10 protein-coding genes are annotated in these 15,229 nt (G+C 42.3%); all 10 read right to left on the minus strand.

Going from position 1 to position 15,229, the window contains the following annotated elements:
* Positions 1 to 32: 32 nt before the first annotated feature.
* The 10 genes from galE to sdhC all read right to left on the minus strand — a co-directional run bounded on the left by galE (position 33) and on the right by sdhC (position 14,340).
* A complete protein-coding gene (galE, locus tag JMX75_RS00650; RefSeq protein WP_201530557.1) occupies positions 33 to 1,073 on the minus strand; it encodes a UDP-glucose 4-epimerase GalE in 1,041 nt (346 codons plus the stop codon).
* 107 nt (positions 1,074 to 1,180) lie between these two features.
* Positions 1,181 to 2,056: a succinate--CoA ligase subunit alpha gene (gene sucD / locus JMX75_RS00655; protein WP_011512490.1), complete on the minus strand. Its 876-nt coding sequence runs from the start codon at positions 2,054 to 2,056 to the stop codon at positions 1,181 to 1,183.
* A gap of 104 nt (positions 2,057 to 2,160) precedes the next feature.
* The gene (gene sucC, locus JMX75_RS00660; RefSeq protein WP_011512489.1) at positions 2,161 to 3,327 is read right to left on the minus strand and encodes an ADP-forming succinate--CoA ligase subunit beta; all 1,167 of its coding nucleotides are present in this window, start codon (positions 3,325 to 3,327) and stop codon (positions 2,161 to 2,163) included.
* Between the two features lie 200 nt (positions 3,328 to 3,527).
* Positions 3,528 to 4,979, minus strand: coding sequence for a dihydrolipoyl dehydrogenase (gene lpdA, locus JMX75_RS00665; protein ID WP_201530558.1), 1,452 nt, complete (start codon positions 4,977 to 4,979; stop codon positions 3,528 to 3,530).
* Between the two features lie 271 nt (positions 4,980 to 5,250).
* Entirely contained in the window at positions 5,251 to 6,483 is a 1,233-nt protein-coding gene (gene odhB / locus JMX75_RS00670) for a 2-oxoglutarate dehydrogenase complex dihydrolipoyllysine-residue succinyltransferase (RefSeq protein WP_201530559.1), read from the minus strand.
* A gap of 155 nt (positions 6,484 to 6,638) precedes the next feature.
* Positions 6,639 to 9,524: a 2-oxoglutarate dehydrogenase E1 component gene (locus tag JMX75_RS00675; RefSeq protein WP_201530560.1), complete on the minus strand. Its 2,886-nt coding sequence runs from the start codon at positions 9,522 to 9,524 to the stop codon at positions 6,639 to 6,641.
* Positions 9,525 to 10,335: 811 nt separating this feature from the next.
* A complete protein-coding gene (locus JMX75_RS00680) occupies positions 10,336 to 11,046 on the minus strand; it encodes a succinate dehydrogenase iron-sulfur subunit (protein WP_011512485.1) in 711 nt (236 codons plus the stop codon).
* A gap of 207 nt (positions 11,047 to 11,253) precedes the next feature.
* On the minus strand, positions 11,254 to 13,104 hold the full coding sequence (gene sdhA / locus JMX75_RS00685) for a succinate dehydrogenase flavoprotein subunit (RefSeq protein ID WP_201530561.1): 1,851 nt from the start codon (positions 13,102 to 13,104) through the stop codon (positions 11,254 to 11,256).
* 445 nt (positions 13,105 to 13,549) lie between these two features.
* Positions 13,550 to 13,936 (minus strand): succinate dehydrogenase, hydrophobic membrane anchor protein, encoded by a 387-nt coding sequence (gene sdhD / locus JMX75_RS00690; RefSeq protein WP_227670405.1) that lies wholly within the window; start codon positions 13,934 to 13,936, stop codon positions 13,550 to 13,552.
* A gap of 17 nt (positions 13,937 to 13,953) precedes the next feature.
* Complete coding sequence (gene sdhC / locus JMX75_RS00695; RefSeq protein ID WP_191691306.1) at positions 13,954 to 14,340, minus strand: succinate dehydrogenase, cytochrome b556 subunit; 387 nt, start codon at positions 14,338 to 14,340, stop codon at positions 13,954 to 13,956.
* Between the last annotated feature and the right edge of the window lie 889 nt (positions 14,341 to 15,229).

Consider the following 15,229-nt stretch of genomic DNA (forward strand, 5'->3'; position numbering starts at 1 on the left):
AAGAATGGATAAGGGTCTATTTTCTATAATACTTATATTGAGTTATAACCATTTGGATTCATGCTTTGCCAACGCCATGTATCTTGACACATATCAGTAATAGATAAGCTTGCCTTCCATCCTAATAATTCTTGTGCTTTATCAGCACTAGCATAGCAACTGGCAATATCACCAGCTCGTCGCCCAACGAACTGAAAAGGAATATCTTTAGCTGATACGGCAGAGAAAGCTCTAACTAACTCTAATACAGACGTTCCCTTACCTGATCCTAAATTGATCGGAAGAAAACCTAAGCTTTGCTTTTGCTGCTTTAGATAATTGAGCGCGGCGACATGACCTTGTGCGAGGTCAGTGACATGGATAAAGTCACGTACACCCGTACCATCGACGGTAGCATAGTCATTGCCAAAAATGCTTAATTTATCAAGCTTGCCGACCGCAACTTGTGAGATATATGGCATTAAATTATTTGGAATATCATTGGGATCTTCGCCAATTTGTCCAGATGGGTGCGCGCCAACAGGATTAAAATACCTCAAAGGAATAAGGCTCCAGCTGTTATCTGATAGCGCTAAATCTTCTAGAACATGCTCAACCGTAAGCTTACTCTGTCCATAAGGATTGGTACAGGAACGTGGAGAGTCTTCATTAATGGGCAGAATTTCAGGATCACCATAGACCGTAGCTGATGAAGAAAAGACTAGTTTTTTAACCTCATATTCAGCCATGATTTTAAGTAAGGTAATTGTACCACTCACATTATTATCATAGTACATCAAGGGTTTAGCTACAGATTCGCCAACCGCTTTTAAGCCAGCAAAATGGATCACGCCAAAAAATTGATGCGCTGCAAATACTTGCCTGAGTGAATCAGCATCACGTATGTCGCCTTCGATAAAGTCGATAGGCTGCCCAATAAGGCTAGAAACACGATTTACTGCCTCAAAACTGCTATTGGATAAATTGTCGTATATCACCACCTCGTAGCCTGCTTCATGCAGTGCAATACAAGTATGTGAACCGATATATCCTGCGCCGCCAGTCACTAATATTTTATTTTTATAATTTTCCATATTGATATCCAAAGCAATTTTCAAACAAAAAAAGACACCCCATTGTAGGGGTGCCTTCATTATTTTTCAACGTCATTTGAGTATTAACAGTCAGTTAGCTGCTGATACTACCAACCTGTCACTTCTTTTAGCTTCTCGCCCAATTTTGATGGGTCACGCGTGTAAGCAATACCTGCCGCTTCGAACGCTTTAAATTTATCTTCAGCTGTACCTTGACCACCAGAGATGATAGCGCCGGCATGACCCATACGCTTACCTTCAGGAGCAGTTACACCAGCAATATAGCCAACAACTGGCTTAGTTACATGGTCTTTGATATAAGCGGCTGCTTCTTCTTCAGCAGTACCACCGATTTCACCGATTAAGATAATTGCTTCAGTTTGTGGATCTTCTTGGAACAATTTCAATGCATCAATCTGGTTCATACCAGGGATCGGATCGCCACCGATACCGATACAGGTTGATTGACCAAAACCAAGTTTAGTAGTTTGAGCAACGGCTTCATAAGTCAAAGTACCAGAGCGTGAGATGATACCCACTTTACCTGGCAAATGGATATGACCTGGCATGATGCCGATTTTGCACTGACCTGGGGTGATAACGCCTGGGCAGTTAGGACCGATTAGACGTACATCGCCTGCTGTTTCAAGGTAGCGTTTGGCTTTAAGCATATCAAGCGTTGGTACGCCTTCAGTGATCACAACAATTAGCTTCACACCAGCGTCAATTGCTTCGATGATAGAATCTAGTACAAAAGGGGCTGGTACATAGATAACAGAAGCATCTGCTTGAGTAGCTGCCATTGCTTCAGACATGGTGTTGAATACTGGCAAACCTAGGTGCGTTTGACCGCCTTTACCAGGGGTTACGCCGCCAACAACTTTTGTACCATATTCGATGGCTTGTTCTGAGTGGAACGTACCATTTTTACCGGTAAAACCTTGCACCAATACTTTGGTGTCTTTATCAATTAATACACTCATTATCTTATCCTTGTATGCGGTTGTCTGGTAGGCGCTTGCCTATCCTGCCACGTTAAATGTTAACGTCGGTAGAATAACAGCAAACGCCTTATACTCTTGAGCAATTAAGCTTTAACAGCGTCAACAATTTTTTGAGCGGCGTCTGATAAACCTTGAGCTGAGATCAATTTCAGACCAGATTCTTCTAGAATTTGTGCGCCAAGCTCAGCATTGTTACCCTCTAAACGGACAACAACTGGTACTTTGACGTCAACTTCTTTGATCGCAGCGATAATAGCTTCTGCAATCATGTCACAACGTACGATACCACCGAAGATGTTGATCAGAACACCTTCAACGCTGCTGTCTTCAAGAATAATCTTGAATGCTTCAACAACGCGATCTTTAGTTGCACCGCCGCCAACGTCCAAGAAGTTAGCAGGCTTGCCGCCGTACAATTTGATGATGTCCATCGTAGCCATTGCAAGACCGGCACCGTTTACCATACAACCGATATTGCCTTCTAGGGCAACATAGTTTAGATCAAACTCAGCCGCTTTAAGCTCACGCTCATTTTCTTGTGATTTGTCTTGTAGCGCAGCAATCTTAGGCAAACGATATAAAGCGTTTGAGTCAATACCAATTTTGCCATCAACACAAACGATCTCGCCATTTTCGCGAACCGCTAATGGGTTGATTTCAAGTAAATCAATGTCGTTTTCAACGAATGCTTGATAAGCACCACTCATTAATTTAACAAATTGATTGATTTGCTTGCCTTCAAGACCCAATTTAAACGCGACTTCACGCGCTTGGAATGGCAATAAACCAACCAATGGATCAATATTTACTTTAAAGATTTTTTCAGGGGTTTCTTCTGCAACTTTCTCAATCTCAACACCGCCTTCCGTTGATGCCATAAACGTCACGCGACGTGAAGAGCGATCAACAACAGCACCAAGATATAGCTCGGTTTGTACTGGATACATATCTTCTGCAACCAATACGAAGTTAACTGGTTGACCAGCAGCATCGGTTTGATACGTTACAAGGTTTTTACCGATAAGCTCATCAGTCACTTGCTTTGCTTCTTCACGAGTCTTAACCAGTTTCACACCGCCCGCTTTACCGCGACCACCAGCATGAACCTGCGCTTTGATGACTGCGATATCAGTTGGAGTTTTGTCAAAAGCTGCTGCTGCTTCGTCGCCACTGTAAGCAATGATGCCTTCTTGAATTGGCAAGCCATAGCTTTTCAATAGCTCTTTTGCTTGATACTCATGTAAATTCATTGATTGAATCCTTTATTTTTACCATTAATAAAAAATGAAAACTCATACATCGTAGAATGCTCTACTGTATGTTAGACCAACTCATCATTCAAAATAGTCATTCAAAATAGCTATTCGAACAATGCGATGGTCATGTCATCATCTAATAACCATTTAAGACACTTAACATATCTTTATACAAATATTTTTAGCCATTAAAATTATTTACGTTTTTTACGCTGAATCGCGTGAATCGCACGACCATCCGCAGACAATGCTGCTTCATGGACGGCTTCAGAGATCGTTGGATGCGCAAACGTCATCAACTGCAAATCTTCGATGCTTGATACAAATTCCATCGCAATCATACCTTGATGGACGATATCGCCTGCACCAGCAGAAATCGCATGCATGCCTAATAAACGATCTGTTTTGGCATCAGCAACGACTTTGATAGAACCTTGAGCTTCACTTTGAGCAAGAGCGCGACCGTTTGCAGCTAGGTTAAATGAACCTGTTTTGACTTCATAACCGGCAGCTTCTGCTTCTTGCTCTGTCAAACCAACCCATGCGATTTCTGGATGCGTATAGATGACGTTGATAATAGTGTCATAGTTAACTTGAGCTTTTTCGCCATGAATACGCTCAACAGCCATCATGCCTTCTTCCATGGCTTTATGCGCAAGCATAGGACCGCGTACCAAATCACCGATAGCATAAACGCCATCAAGATTGGTTTTGCACTGATCATTGACATCAATCAAACCGCGTTCGGTCAATTGAATACCACTGTCTTCGCCAAGTAGTTTCTCAGAATAAGCGCGACGACCGACACAAACGATCAGCTTATCAAAGCTCTCTTCACTAGATTCGCCTTTGGTTTCGCTAGTAACGATGACTTGATCACCTTTCACTTCAGCATTGGTCACTTTGGTATCGACACGGATATCAAGACCTTGCTTTTTCAGCATTTTGCCCGCTTCTTTAGCGATGTCTTTGTCAGCAGCAGCCAAGAAGCTAGGTAGTGCTTCATATACCACAACTTCTGCACCTAGACGACGCCATACTGAACCAAGCTCAAGACCAATTACGCCAGCACCGATTACGCCTAAACGCTTAGGTACAGCAGTGAAGTCAAGCGCGCCAGTAGAGTCAACGATACGATCGCCGTCAGTTTTGGCAACTGGAATATCAATCGGCACTGAACCAGCTGCAAGAATGACGTTTTTAGCAGTAATCGTGGTTTCTACTTCATCAGTAAGGGCGGTAAATTTAACTTTTTTATCAGCACCTTTACCATCTTCTAATGTGCCCCAGCCTTGTAGCCAGTCAACCCCATTACCTTTCAATAACGCAGCAACACCGCCAGTTAACTGCTTAACGATGCCTTCTTTACGAGCAATCATTTGCTCGATATCGATAGCAACATCACCAGTAGTAATACCATGCTCATTAAGGTCGTGCTTAGTCGCTTCATAGCGATGTGAGCTATCAAGCAATGCTTTTGATGGGATACAACCGACGTTTAAGCAAGTACCGCCAAGTGCAGGCTCGCCTTTATAGACACGTTTTTCGATACAAGCGACGCTCATGCCAAGCTGTCCTGCACGGATTGCTGCTTCATAACCACCAGGTCCGCCGCCGATGACGACTAAATCATAACTGTCTTTCATAATACGTTCCTATTTTAATTTTAGTTTAATGTTAGGTATCATATAAACCAATTTTATCTCGTTAGTAAACCATCGACTTATCTGTTCGATAACCAATACGATATCTAAATGCTAGATAATAGATGCGTTTAAAAAGACGATAAAGATAGTTGCTGAGTATGCTTAGCTCATTGCTCATAAGATAGAACTGAAAAAGCTAAAAGGCATTAAAAGATAATCTATACAAAGCTAAAAAGCTTGTATCAGTCATGACTGATACAAGCCTAAAAACTTAAAGATCTAAAAGTAACATAGTAGGGTCTTCAACCAATTCTTTCAGTGTTACCAAGAATTGTACCGCTTCTTTACCATCAATCATACGATGGTCATAAGACAGTGCAAGATACATCATTGGCAAGATTTTAACTTCACCATTAACCGCCATAGGACGGTCATTGATCGCATGCATACCCAAGATAGCGGTTTGTGGTGGATTCAAGATAGGTGTTGACATCAATGAACCAAATACGCCACCGTTTGAAATCGTAAAAGTACCGCCAATCATGTCATCTAGACCAAGTTTGCCTTCTTGTGCTTTACCACCAAACTCACGAATCTTGGCTTCAACATCTGCCATGCTCATACGATCAGTATCACGCAGTACTGGTACGACTAGACCACGGTTAGAAGATACGGCAACACCGATGTCATAGTAACCATGATAAACGATATCATCACCGTCTAATGACGCATTCACAGCTGGATAGCGTTTTAGTGCTTCAGTCGCCGCTTTTACGAATAACGACATAAAGCCTAAACGTGTACCATGACGCTTTTCGAACTGATCTTTATACTTGGTACGCATATCCATCAACGGTTTCATGTTGACTTCGTTAAACGTCGTTAGCATTGCCGTTTCTTGAGAAGCAGCTAGCAGACGATTCGCGATTGTTTTACGTAGACGTGTCATTGGTACGCGTTTTTCAGTACGCTCGCCAACTGCTTCAGCAACAGGACGACCACTATCAGAAGTGATTGAGCTGTCCGCTTTCAACGTTGGGTTTGACATGTCAGTTTTAGTCACACGACCGCCGCGACCACTACCTTCGACGTTTTTAGGATCTACGCCAGACTCTTTGGCTGCTTTACGCACTGCAGGGCTTTGATCTTTATGATCAGATTCAGCAGACGCTTGTACTGGCTCGCCGCCATCTGTTGCTTGCTTAGGTTGTACTGGCGCAGCTGGTTGATCTGGATCAACGGCAGGAGCAGCTTCAGCACTGGCGCTAGCACCAGCTTCAAATTCGGCAATCAGCTCATCAGACAATACGGTGTCATCTACTTGCTTAACGATTCGGGTTACAACACCGTTATCAGGCGCGACCACTTCTAATACAACTTTATCAGTCTCGATTTCAGCTAATAGGTCATCACGGTTTACTTGCTGACCTTCAGTGACATGCCATTCAACGATTGTACCATCGGCAACCGATTCTGGAAAAACGGGGGCTTTAATTTCAGCCATCGATATACTCCTTAGATTTGGATATTACTATTTATAATTAAGTCGTGATAGGCAGTCAGTGCCATTTAAAATGTGATATTTAAATTGTCTTACTGGGTACTGACTGTCATCGCCTGATTCATTGATTACATACAATCTGTTATTTATATAAGCTATTAAATAGACAGCTCATCTACACTGATACCAAGACCACCAGCAATTAAATCTTGTTGTTGCTTAACGTGTAATTTTGCTGATCCTGTCGCAGGCGCTGCACTGGCAGGACGTGCAACTGGCTCCATCACTTTTGCTCTGGTTGGATGCGGTACAACAATGCGGAACATATGCGGTGCTAAGTAATACCAAGCGCCTTGGTTCAACGGCTCCTCTTGCGTCCAAACGATTTCTTTTAAGTTGCTGTATTTTTCAATTTCAGCAATTAAGCGTTTTTCTGGTAAAGGATAGAGCTGCTCAATACGAACGATTGCGACATGATCTAAACCTAAAGCACGGCGCTGCTCAAGCAAGTCATAATAAACTTTACCGCCACATAGCACCATACGAGTCACGTTGTCCGGATTTTGCTGATCCATCTCTGGCAATACTGTTTCAAACTTACCATTTGCCAATTCTTCTAATTGAGAAGTCGCAAGCTTATGACGTAGCAAGCTCTTTGGCGACATCACGATTAAAGGTTTACGAATCGGGCGAACCGCTTGACGACGTAGCGCATGATAAATCTGTGCAGGCGTCGTTGGTGTGATGACTTGCATGTTGTCTTCAGCACATAGCTGCAAGAAGCGCTCAAGACGGGCTGATGAATGCTCAGGACCTTGACCTTCAAAGCCATGCGGCAATAGCATGGTCAAGCCGCAAACACGCTGCCATTTGGTCTCGCCACTCGCGATGAATTGGTCGATAACTACTTGAGCACCGTTAACAAAATCACCGAACTGCGCTTCCCAAACCACCAATGCATTTGGCACCGTGGTCGCATAACCATATTCAAAAGCTAATACCGCTTCTTCTGATAGCAATGAGTTATAAGTGGCAAAGCGTGCTTGATCTTCACTCAGGTGAGCAAGTGGCACATACATGCTGCCATCTTCAATATTATATAGCTCGCTGTGACGATGTGAGAACGTACCACGTCCTACATCTTCACCAGTAATACGTACCAGCACTTTATCGTTATCGACCAGTGATGCGTATGCCAATGTCTCAGCTGCACCCCAGTTCAAAAGCTCTTCGCCAGTTTGCATCGCTAAGCGCTGCTCAACCACTTTTTGTACTTGGCGCTGTAGCTTGTAACCTTCAGGCATTTGTGCCATGCGGCGACCATAGCCTTTTAATACTTCGATGTCGACACTGGTATCCCAATCATCAACCAAATCGTGACCCAAATAAGGTTTCCAATCGACAAATAGCTGCTCGTTAGGCTCGTTTACTAATGAATTAGCAACATATTCACCGCGGTCTAATGATTCACGATACTCATCTTCTAAACGCGTCTCATCTTCTTTACTCAGCAAACCTTCTTCGATTAACTGTTTTGCGTAAATAGTACGAGTCGTTGGTAGCTTTTTGATCACTGCATACATGAGTGGCTGAGTAGCTGAAGGCTCATCCGCCTCATTATGACCATTACGGCGATAGCAGAAAAGATCTATAATGATGTCTTTGTCAAACTCATGACGATAATCTAACGCCAATTGCGCGGCAAATACCACAGACTCAGGATCATCACCGTTGACATGCAAAATTGGCGCATGAACCATTTTTGCCACATCAGTACAGTATTCAGTTGAGCGTGCATCTTCTTGACGGCTGGTGGTAAAACCAACTTGGTTATTAATCACAATATGGATGGTGCCGCCCGTCGTATACGCACGGGTTTGTGACATCTGGAATGTCTCTTGTACCACGCCTTGACCAGCAAACGCCGCATCACCATGAATGACGATTGGCAATACTGAATTGCCCGTCTTATTTTCATGAAGTGGCTGATCATTACGACGTACTTGACGCGCACGTACTGAGCCTTGTAATACTGGCGCAACGATTTCAAGATGTGACGGGTTAAATGCCAACGCTAAATGCGCCTCCCCACCTGGTGTCATCACGTTCGATGAAAAACCATTATGGTATTTAACATCGCCTGAGCCCTTTTCTGGCTGAACTTTGCCATCGAACTCATCAAACAAATCAGCAGGGTTTTTGCCCAAGATATTTACCAATAAGTTTAAACGCCCACGATGCGCCATACCAATGACCATCTCTTTTGTACCATAACCGCCAGCACGTTGAATGATTTCATTGATCGCTGGAATAAAGCTCTCGCCGCCTTCCAGACCAAAACGCTTCACACCCGTATATTTACGAGCAAGATATTTTTCTAAGCCTTCTGCTGCCGTCAAACGCTCAAGAATAGACAAACGTTTTTCTGTATCAAAAGAGATATGACCTAGATTGGTTTCTAGATATTTTTCCATCCAGCGCTTTTCTGTGCTGGTGGTCACATGCATATATTCTGTGCCGATATAACGGCAATAGACGCGCTCCATGATTTCAATGATTTCACGTAACGGTGCTTCATTTTTACCGATATTTAGATCATTAGTCGGAAATACTGTATCAAGATCCGCTTCAGAAAGATTGTGATAAGCAAGAGTCAAATCCTCTACTTCCGCACGTGGATGCAGACTTAATGGATCTAACTGCGCACGGCGATGACCGCGACGACGGTAAGCTGAGATGAGTTGCTGTACACCCATTTGCTTATTGTCACCAACATTGTTGCTATGACTGCTAGCCAAGCTATTGGTATCAGTACTGACCTTATTAGCCGTCTGATTACGGGCTAACAATAAAAACTGGTCTTTAATGGCGTTATGCGGCGCATCATTTGGCGATTTGTATTGTTCAAAATACGTTTGCCAATCGCTGCCAACACTATTAGGATCTTCTAGGTATTGCTCGTAGAGAATATCAATATAATTGGCGTTATCAGCGGCCAATTCTGTTTGATCTACGCTCGCTGCTTCTTTAGTTATACTATTCATAATAATCGTCTATTTGATAGATAAATGAATGGAATCGTGCTTATTGTTGTGAAATTTGTTGTATACAGGCGGCTGAGCTATTGAATAAATAGCTTTTTAACAATGAACAATCAACATAGAACACCATTCAAATTATTTGTGAACGTTCAGTTTTCTTATGTCGCTCGTCGCAAAACATTAATTTATATATAATGCTACAAGTTATAACTAAATTGTTATCTATAGCATTTTTTTAAATTTTTTTGTTCAGCTGGCTCATTTACAAGCCATTTCTGCTGAATAACTTGGCTATTGTAGCTCTGCAATGACTATTTGACAAATGATACACTGCCGTATAGCGTAACATGGCAACAATTGCAGCCATAGTTTGTTTGTTCAATACTAAGTATTTACACAATGAATATCTATTATCACTTTACGCAATTCATAGGTGATTAACTTCCTGCATATTGATACATCACTGCTATGCATCGGTTTTAACCTCAGTATTATATACCTTCTATCATCGTCATTCACCCCTATAATCTTATAATAACCAAGCATTTTTTATGCTTAGCTATTACTACTTATAATTATATAGGCAGATGGAGCAGATAACAGGTTGTCTTACATATAAGCAACGTATTGTTAGTATGGCCTTACTTGTCATCATTATTCTGATGCAAATTCAAATATTGTTCTAAGACGACTTAACAAGCATGGTGACTTTACGCTATTGTTTTGCTTATTTTAACGAATAAAAAACACCACCTTATCTCAGGTGGTGTTTTTTATAGCGCTATTATAAAGCTAATTGAGCTTAAAAGGTATATTAACCTGCTTGATCAAGCAACAAATTACGCAGATGACCGATAGCTTTAGTTGGATTCAAGCCTTTTGGACATACTGATACGCAGTTCATGATACCGCGGCAACGAAATAAGCTGAATGGATCGTCTAAACGAGCCAGACGCGCGCGCGTATCACTGTCACGGCTGTCAGAAACAAAACGATCAGCATGCAGTAGTGCTGATGGTCCTAAGAACTTATCAGGATTCCACCAGAATGATGGGCAGCTGGTTGAACAGCAGGCACATAAAATACATTCATATAAACCATTTAACTTGTCACGTTGCTCAGGTGACTGCAAGCGCTCAGTCGCAGGCGCTGGCTGATCATTAATTAAGAATGGATGTACTTTTTCGTACTGCTCGTAGAATTGGTTCATATCGACGACCAAATCACGAACCACTGGCAAACCTGGTAACGGGCGAACGGTTACTTTTTCTGGCAAAGTATTCATGTTGATCAAACATGCTAGACCATTTTTACCGTTAATATTCATGCCATCAGAGCCACAGATGCCTTCACGGCACGAGCGACGGAAGGTAAGAGTTTCATCTTCCTTCTTTAGGCGTAATAACACGTCAAGCAACATACGATCTGAGTCTAATAGCTCAATCGTATAAGTTTGCATGCGCGGCGCTGCGTCCAGATCAGGATCGTAGCGATAGATTTCGATGGTGCGAGTACCTCGGCTCATAATGCTAAACTCCACACGTCGGTGATGGCGGGCATACAAGGATTGCAACATAGTCGCGCTGGCTATTAATCTGTACTGACAAGAATGATCAAATACTGATTAATAGGGCGCTAGCATGAGCTTGTAGCTGGCGGTCACCTTTTTAATAAATGAATAAAGGATAAAACGTTTATGCTGTCTATACACATCAGGCGCAAGGCGTCTGACTTAGTAGACACGAACCTTTGGCTCGATATAATCAACCGTTAATGGAATTTTACGAACCGGCTTATAGATAATCTTATTGCCTTCAGAATACCATAAGGTATGCTTCATCCAATCATTATCGTTACGACCGTTTGGTGCGTATTCATCATCTTCAGGACGATCATAGTCAGAGACACTGTGCGCGCCGCGGCTTTCATGACGCTGGGCCGCCGATATCATCGTCGCTTTTGCTACTTCGTAAAGATTGCCTACTTCAAAAGCTTCAATACGAGCAGTGTTAAAGACTTGTGATTTATCAGCCAAATGAATCTGATCAATCTTTTCGCCTAGCGCTAGGATTTTTGCAACGCCTTCATCCATCATCGCTTGTGTACGGAATACACTGGCATGCGTTTGCATGGTTGCACGAATCTCATCGGCAACGTCTTGCGCATTGTAGCCTGAAGTTGACTGTTGCAGCTTGTCTAAACGACCGACTGTGTAATCAAGGACGCGAGGATCAAGTGGCTTATAGTTATGATCCGCATGATGGAATTCATCAACGATATGCTTACCTGCAGCGCGACCAAAGACTAATAAATCAAGCAGTGAGTTGGTACCTAAACGGTTGGCACCGTGAACACTGACGCACGCACATTCGCCAATGGCATATAGACCTTTAACCACGTTACCTTTTGCATATAGACCATCTTCATCCGTACCTGCTTCTAGATCCGGTACAATCACTTGACCATGAATCGTAGTTGGAATACCGCCCATCATGTAGTGAATGGTTGGGATAACGGGAATTGGCTCTTTAGTGATATCAACGTTAGCGAAGTTCTTACCAATCTCAAATACTGATGGCAGACGCTTCATGATGGTTTCAACGCCTAAATGGGTCATATCCATTACGATATGGTCAGCATTTGGACCACAACCACGGCCTTCTTTGATTTCTTGGTCCATAGAGCGTGATACTAAATCACGTGGTGCTAAGTCTTTTACGGTTGGGGCATAACGCTCCATAAAGGCTTCGCCATCTTTATTACGTAAGATAGCGCCTTCACCGCGGCAACCTTCGGTTAATAGTACGCCGGCACCATGAACGCCCGTTGGGTGGAACTGCCAGAACTCCATATCTTGTAATGGAATACCTGCGCGAACCGCCATGCCAATACCGTCACCAGTATTGATATAAGCGTTGGTAGATGCGGCAAAGATACGACCTGCGCCGCCTGTCGCTAATACAGTGATTGGCGACTGGAATACCGCAACAGTACCCGTTTCTTGTTCAATAGCGATAACGCCATTGATGTTACCAGCGTCGTCTTTGATCAAATCAAGGGCAATCCACTCGATAAAGAATTCAGTACCTTGCTGTAGGTTTTTTTGATATAGCGTATGCAGTAGTGCGTGACCGGTACGGTCAGCAGCAGCACACGCACGTTGTACGGCTTTTTCGCCATAGTTTGAGGTATGACCACCGAATGGGCGCTGATAAATCGTGCCGTCTTCGTTACGGTCAAACGGCATACCCATGTGCTCAAGCTCATACACCACTTTTGGCGCTTCACGGCACATGTACTCAATAGCGTCTTGGTCACCTAACCAATCTGACCCTTTAACGGTGTCATAAAAGTGAAAGTGCCAGTTATCATTGCTCATATTACCCAAACTTGCACCGATACCGCCTTGAGCAGCAACGGTGTGCGAACGGGTCGGGAATACTTTGGTCAAGACTGCAACCTTCATGCCCGCTTCCGCTAAATGCAATGAAGCACGCATACCTGAGCCGCCGCCACCAACGATGACCGCGTCGTAGTTCAGGGTTTTAATATTACTAATGGTATTATCTTGTCTAGTTGCCATTACGGTTTTCCTAATGCCTGTTAATGCTTAGAAGTAAATAAAAAGGTTGCTCTGTATCTTATTGTGCGTTAACGCTAGCAAGCTTTTGCTGCAACGCTACTGACAATAATCAAAATACAATACAGACAGCCTTCAACCACTTAATTTGCATATCTATCGTTATATTGGGCTTGCTCACTTTTTCACAGCTTTTATCTATTAAATAAGCGTCATTTACCGTATCAGTAATTGTGAATTTAGTGGGCGCCCAACGCTATGATTAGCTATGACTATTTTGGCTACTAACGGATTTCTTATCGTCTGAGCACTTTAAAGTACGTTATTTAAAATAAACGCTTTCAAATAAGCGAATCATCGCCAATGCTGTCAGGTTCGTCCGTTGTTATGGTTAGATATTCAATTTATAAAAATCAGATAAATCAATATCTAAATCTATGATTAATGGTTAAACCGCAACAACACCGAAGCCGTTACCCCAAAAAATCATAATGCCCCAAAATAGGAAAACTAAAATAGCGATAATCATTAATGACTGTAGCACTAAACGTAGACCTGCTGCGCTTGAGCCCAGTTTGCCAGTGGTAATATAGTCAGTAAATACCGTCCACATACCAACCCAAGCATGACCAGCCAACGCCAAAACGGCCAATAAGCTGAACAGACGCATCGGTAAACTGGTCATAAATTCTGACCATTCAACGAAGCTTACATTGCCATGAGTTAAGAAGAAGCCCAGTAATACCACACTGTATACGGCTAAAACCACACCACTGATACGCTGGATAATCCAATCACGTGAACCTGAGCCGGTTAGACCAGTAGCGCTTTTGATTCCTGAATCATTTTTCATTAGAACATCACCCATACAAATGACGCGACAATTAAGATTGCTGCAATTACAAAGCTAATCATAGAAGCGGCACGGCCAGATTTTAGCTCCTCATTCATACCCATATCAGCAAATAAATGCTTGATACCCATCACAAAGTGATAAGCGATGGCGGCGACAAAAATCCACGCCAAAAAGCGAACAAGGACATTGTCAAATATGGCTTCAAAACTCTCAGGCGACGCCAAAGAATTCTGTAATATCCATAACATGACAGGAATAAGTAGAAATAAAATAATGCCAGAGATACGATGCAAGATTGAAGCTATCGCAATCGGTGAGCGATTAACGCTAATCACTTGGCTTAAGGGCAGATCAATAGGTCGGTTGCTTTTCACAGCGGGCATCCTTTTTGCGGTTATACTCCTGTATCTGCTATCAACGCTTGGTACAAATACACTTCTATAAGCGGCGAGCAACACATGAGATGAATAAGGTAAGGAAGGGCTAGCTGACGTTATTTTATTTGCGCTAAATCTGAAAGCATACGAAGATTGACAGGGTCATTATGGGCATTCAACTATCGCTCAATAAACCCTTTCAACAATAAGCTTTCTACATATTAACAGACCACAAAACGAAGCACGGGATAAATCGATTAACTATTCTATTTTTACTGGTTCCCATTAACAAAAAAAAGACAACGCCATGGAGTCATCTCTATGTTATCCTTTTTTGTTAAGGTAAACTTCACTGTAGGCTATTTAAAAATAGAACAGTTAACAAGAATATTCAAGCGATAAGCTCGGTCTTGGTCTACAAAGTGATTATTCAATCGTAACAAAGTATGAGTGGAGCAAAGCCCCTTACCTACTTTATTAGGACAAGTCATCAATTTGCGCAAAGCTAGTGCCAGTTAAATCCCTCTAATTATAAAATGACTGAGCCCTAATTACAAATTTATCCCCTAAATAGTGGTTATTAGAGATTTATTAACAAAAAACTGGCTATTTGCAATATGAATTCATTAGTATTACTCAGGCTTAGTGACCTATAAAGCCAAACGAATGTATCAGCTAATGATGCTCTGTCTGTTTTATAGTAAATATTAGAAGATATCTCAGAAGAGTACTTGTTTAAAACTGTCTCTTTATATCTAGGTTAATAATAATCATTACGCTATGATAAATAAGATGGTTTACAGTCAAATTACCTACTAGACATATTTTGATACAAAGTTTACAACCGATAAGCACTACTAGCGCACGTCTATTGGTGGTCTAGCAAGTAAAAGTC

Origin of the sequence: Psychrobacter sp. LFX-11D, assembly GCF_904846475.1 — a bacterium.
Taxonomy (GTDB): Bacteria; Pseudomonadota; Gammaproteobacteria; order Pseudomonadales; family Moraxellaceae; genus Psychrobacter; species Psychrobacter cryohalolentis.

Excerpts from the sequence above, each read along its gene's own strand:
- JMX75_RS00675 (WP_201530560.1), bottom strand. The coding sequence starts at position 9,524 with ATGAATAGTATAACTAAAGAAGCAGCGAGCGTAGATCAAACAGAATTG.
- JMX75_RS00680 (WP_011512485.1), bottom strand. The coding sequence starts at position 11,046 with ATGAGCCGAGGTACTCGCACCATCGAAATCTATCGCTACGATCCTGAT.
- sdhA (WP_201530561.1), bottom strand. The coding sequence starts at position 13,104 with ATGGCAACTAGACAAGATAATACCATTAGTAATATTAAAACCCTGAAC.
- sdhC (WP_191691306.1), bottom strand. The coding sequence starts at position 14,340 with ATGCCCGCTGTGAAAAGCAACCGACCTATTGATCTGCCCTTAAGCCAA.
- lpdA (WP_201530558.1), bottom strand. The coding sequence starts at position 4,979 with ATGAAAGACAGTTATGATTTAGTCGTCATCGGCGGCGGACCTGGTGGT.
- galE (WP_201530557.1), bottom strand. The coding sequence starts at position 1,073 with ATGGAAAATTATAAAAATAAAATATTAGTGACTGGCGGCGCAGGATAT.
- odhB (WP_201530559.1), bottom strand. The coding sequence starts at position 6,483 with ATGGCTGAAATTAAAGCCCCCGTTTTTCCAGAATCGGTTGCCGATGGT.
- sucC (WP_011512489.1), bottom strand. The coding sequence starts at position 3,327 with ATGAATTTACATGAGTATCAAGCAAAAGAGCTATTGAAAAGCTATGGC.
- sucD (WP_011512490.1), bottom strand. The coding sequence starts at position 2,056 with ATGAGTGTATTAATTGATAAAGACACCAAAGTATTGGTGCAAGGTTTT.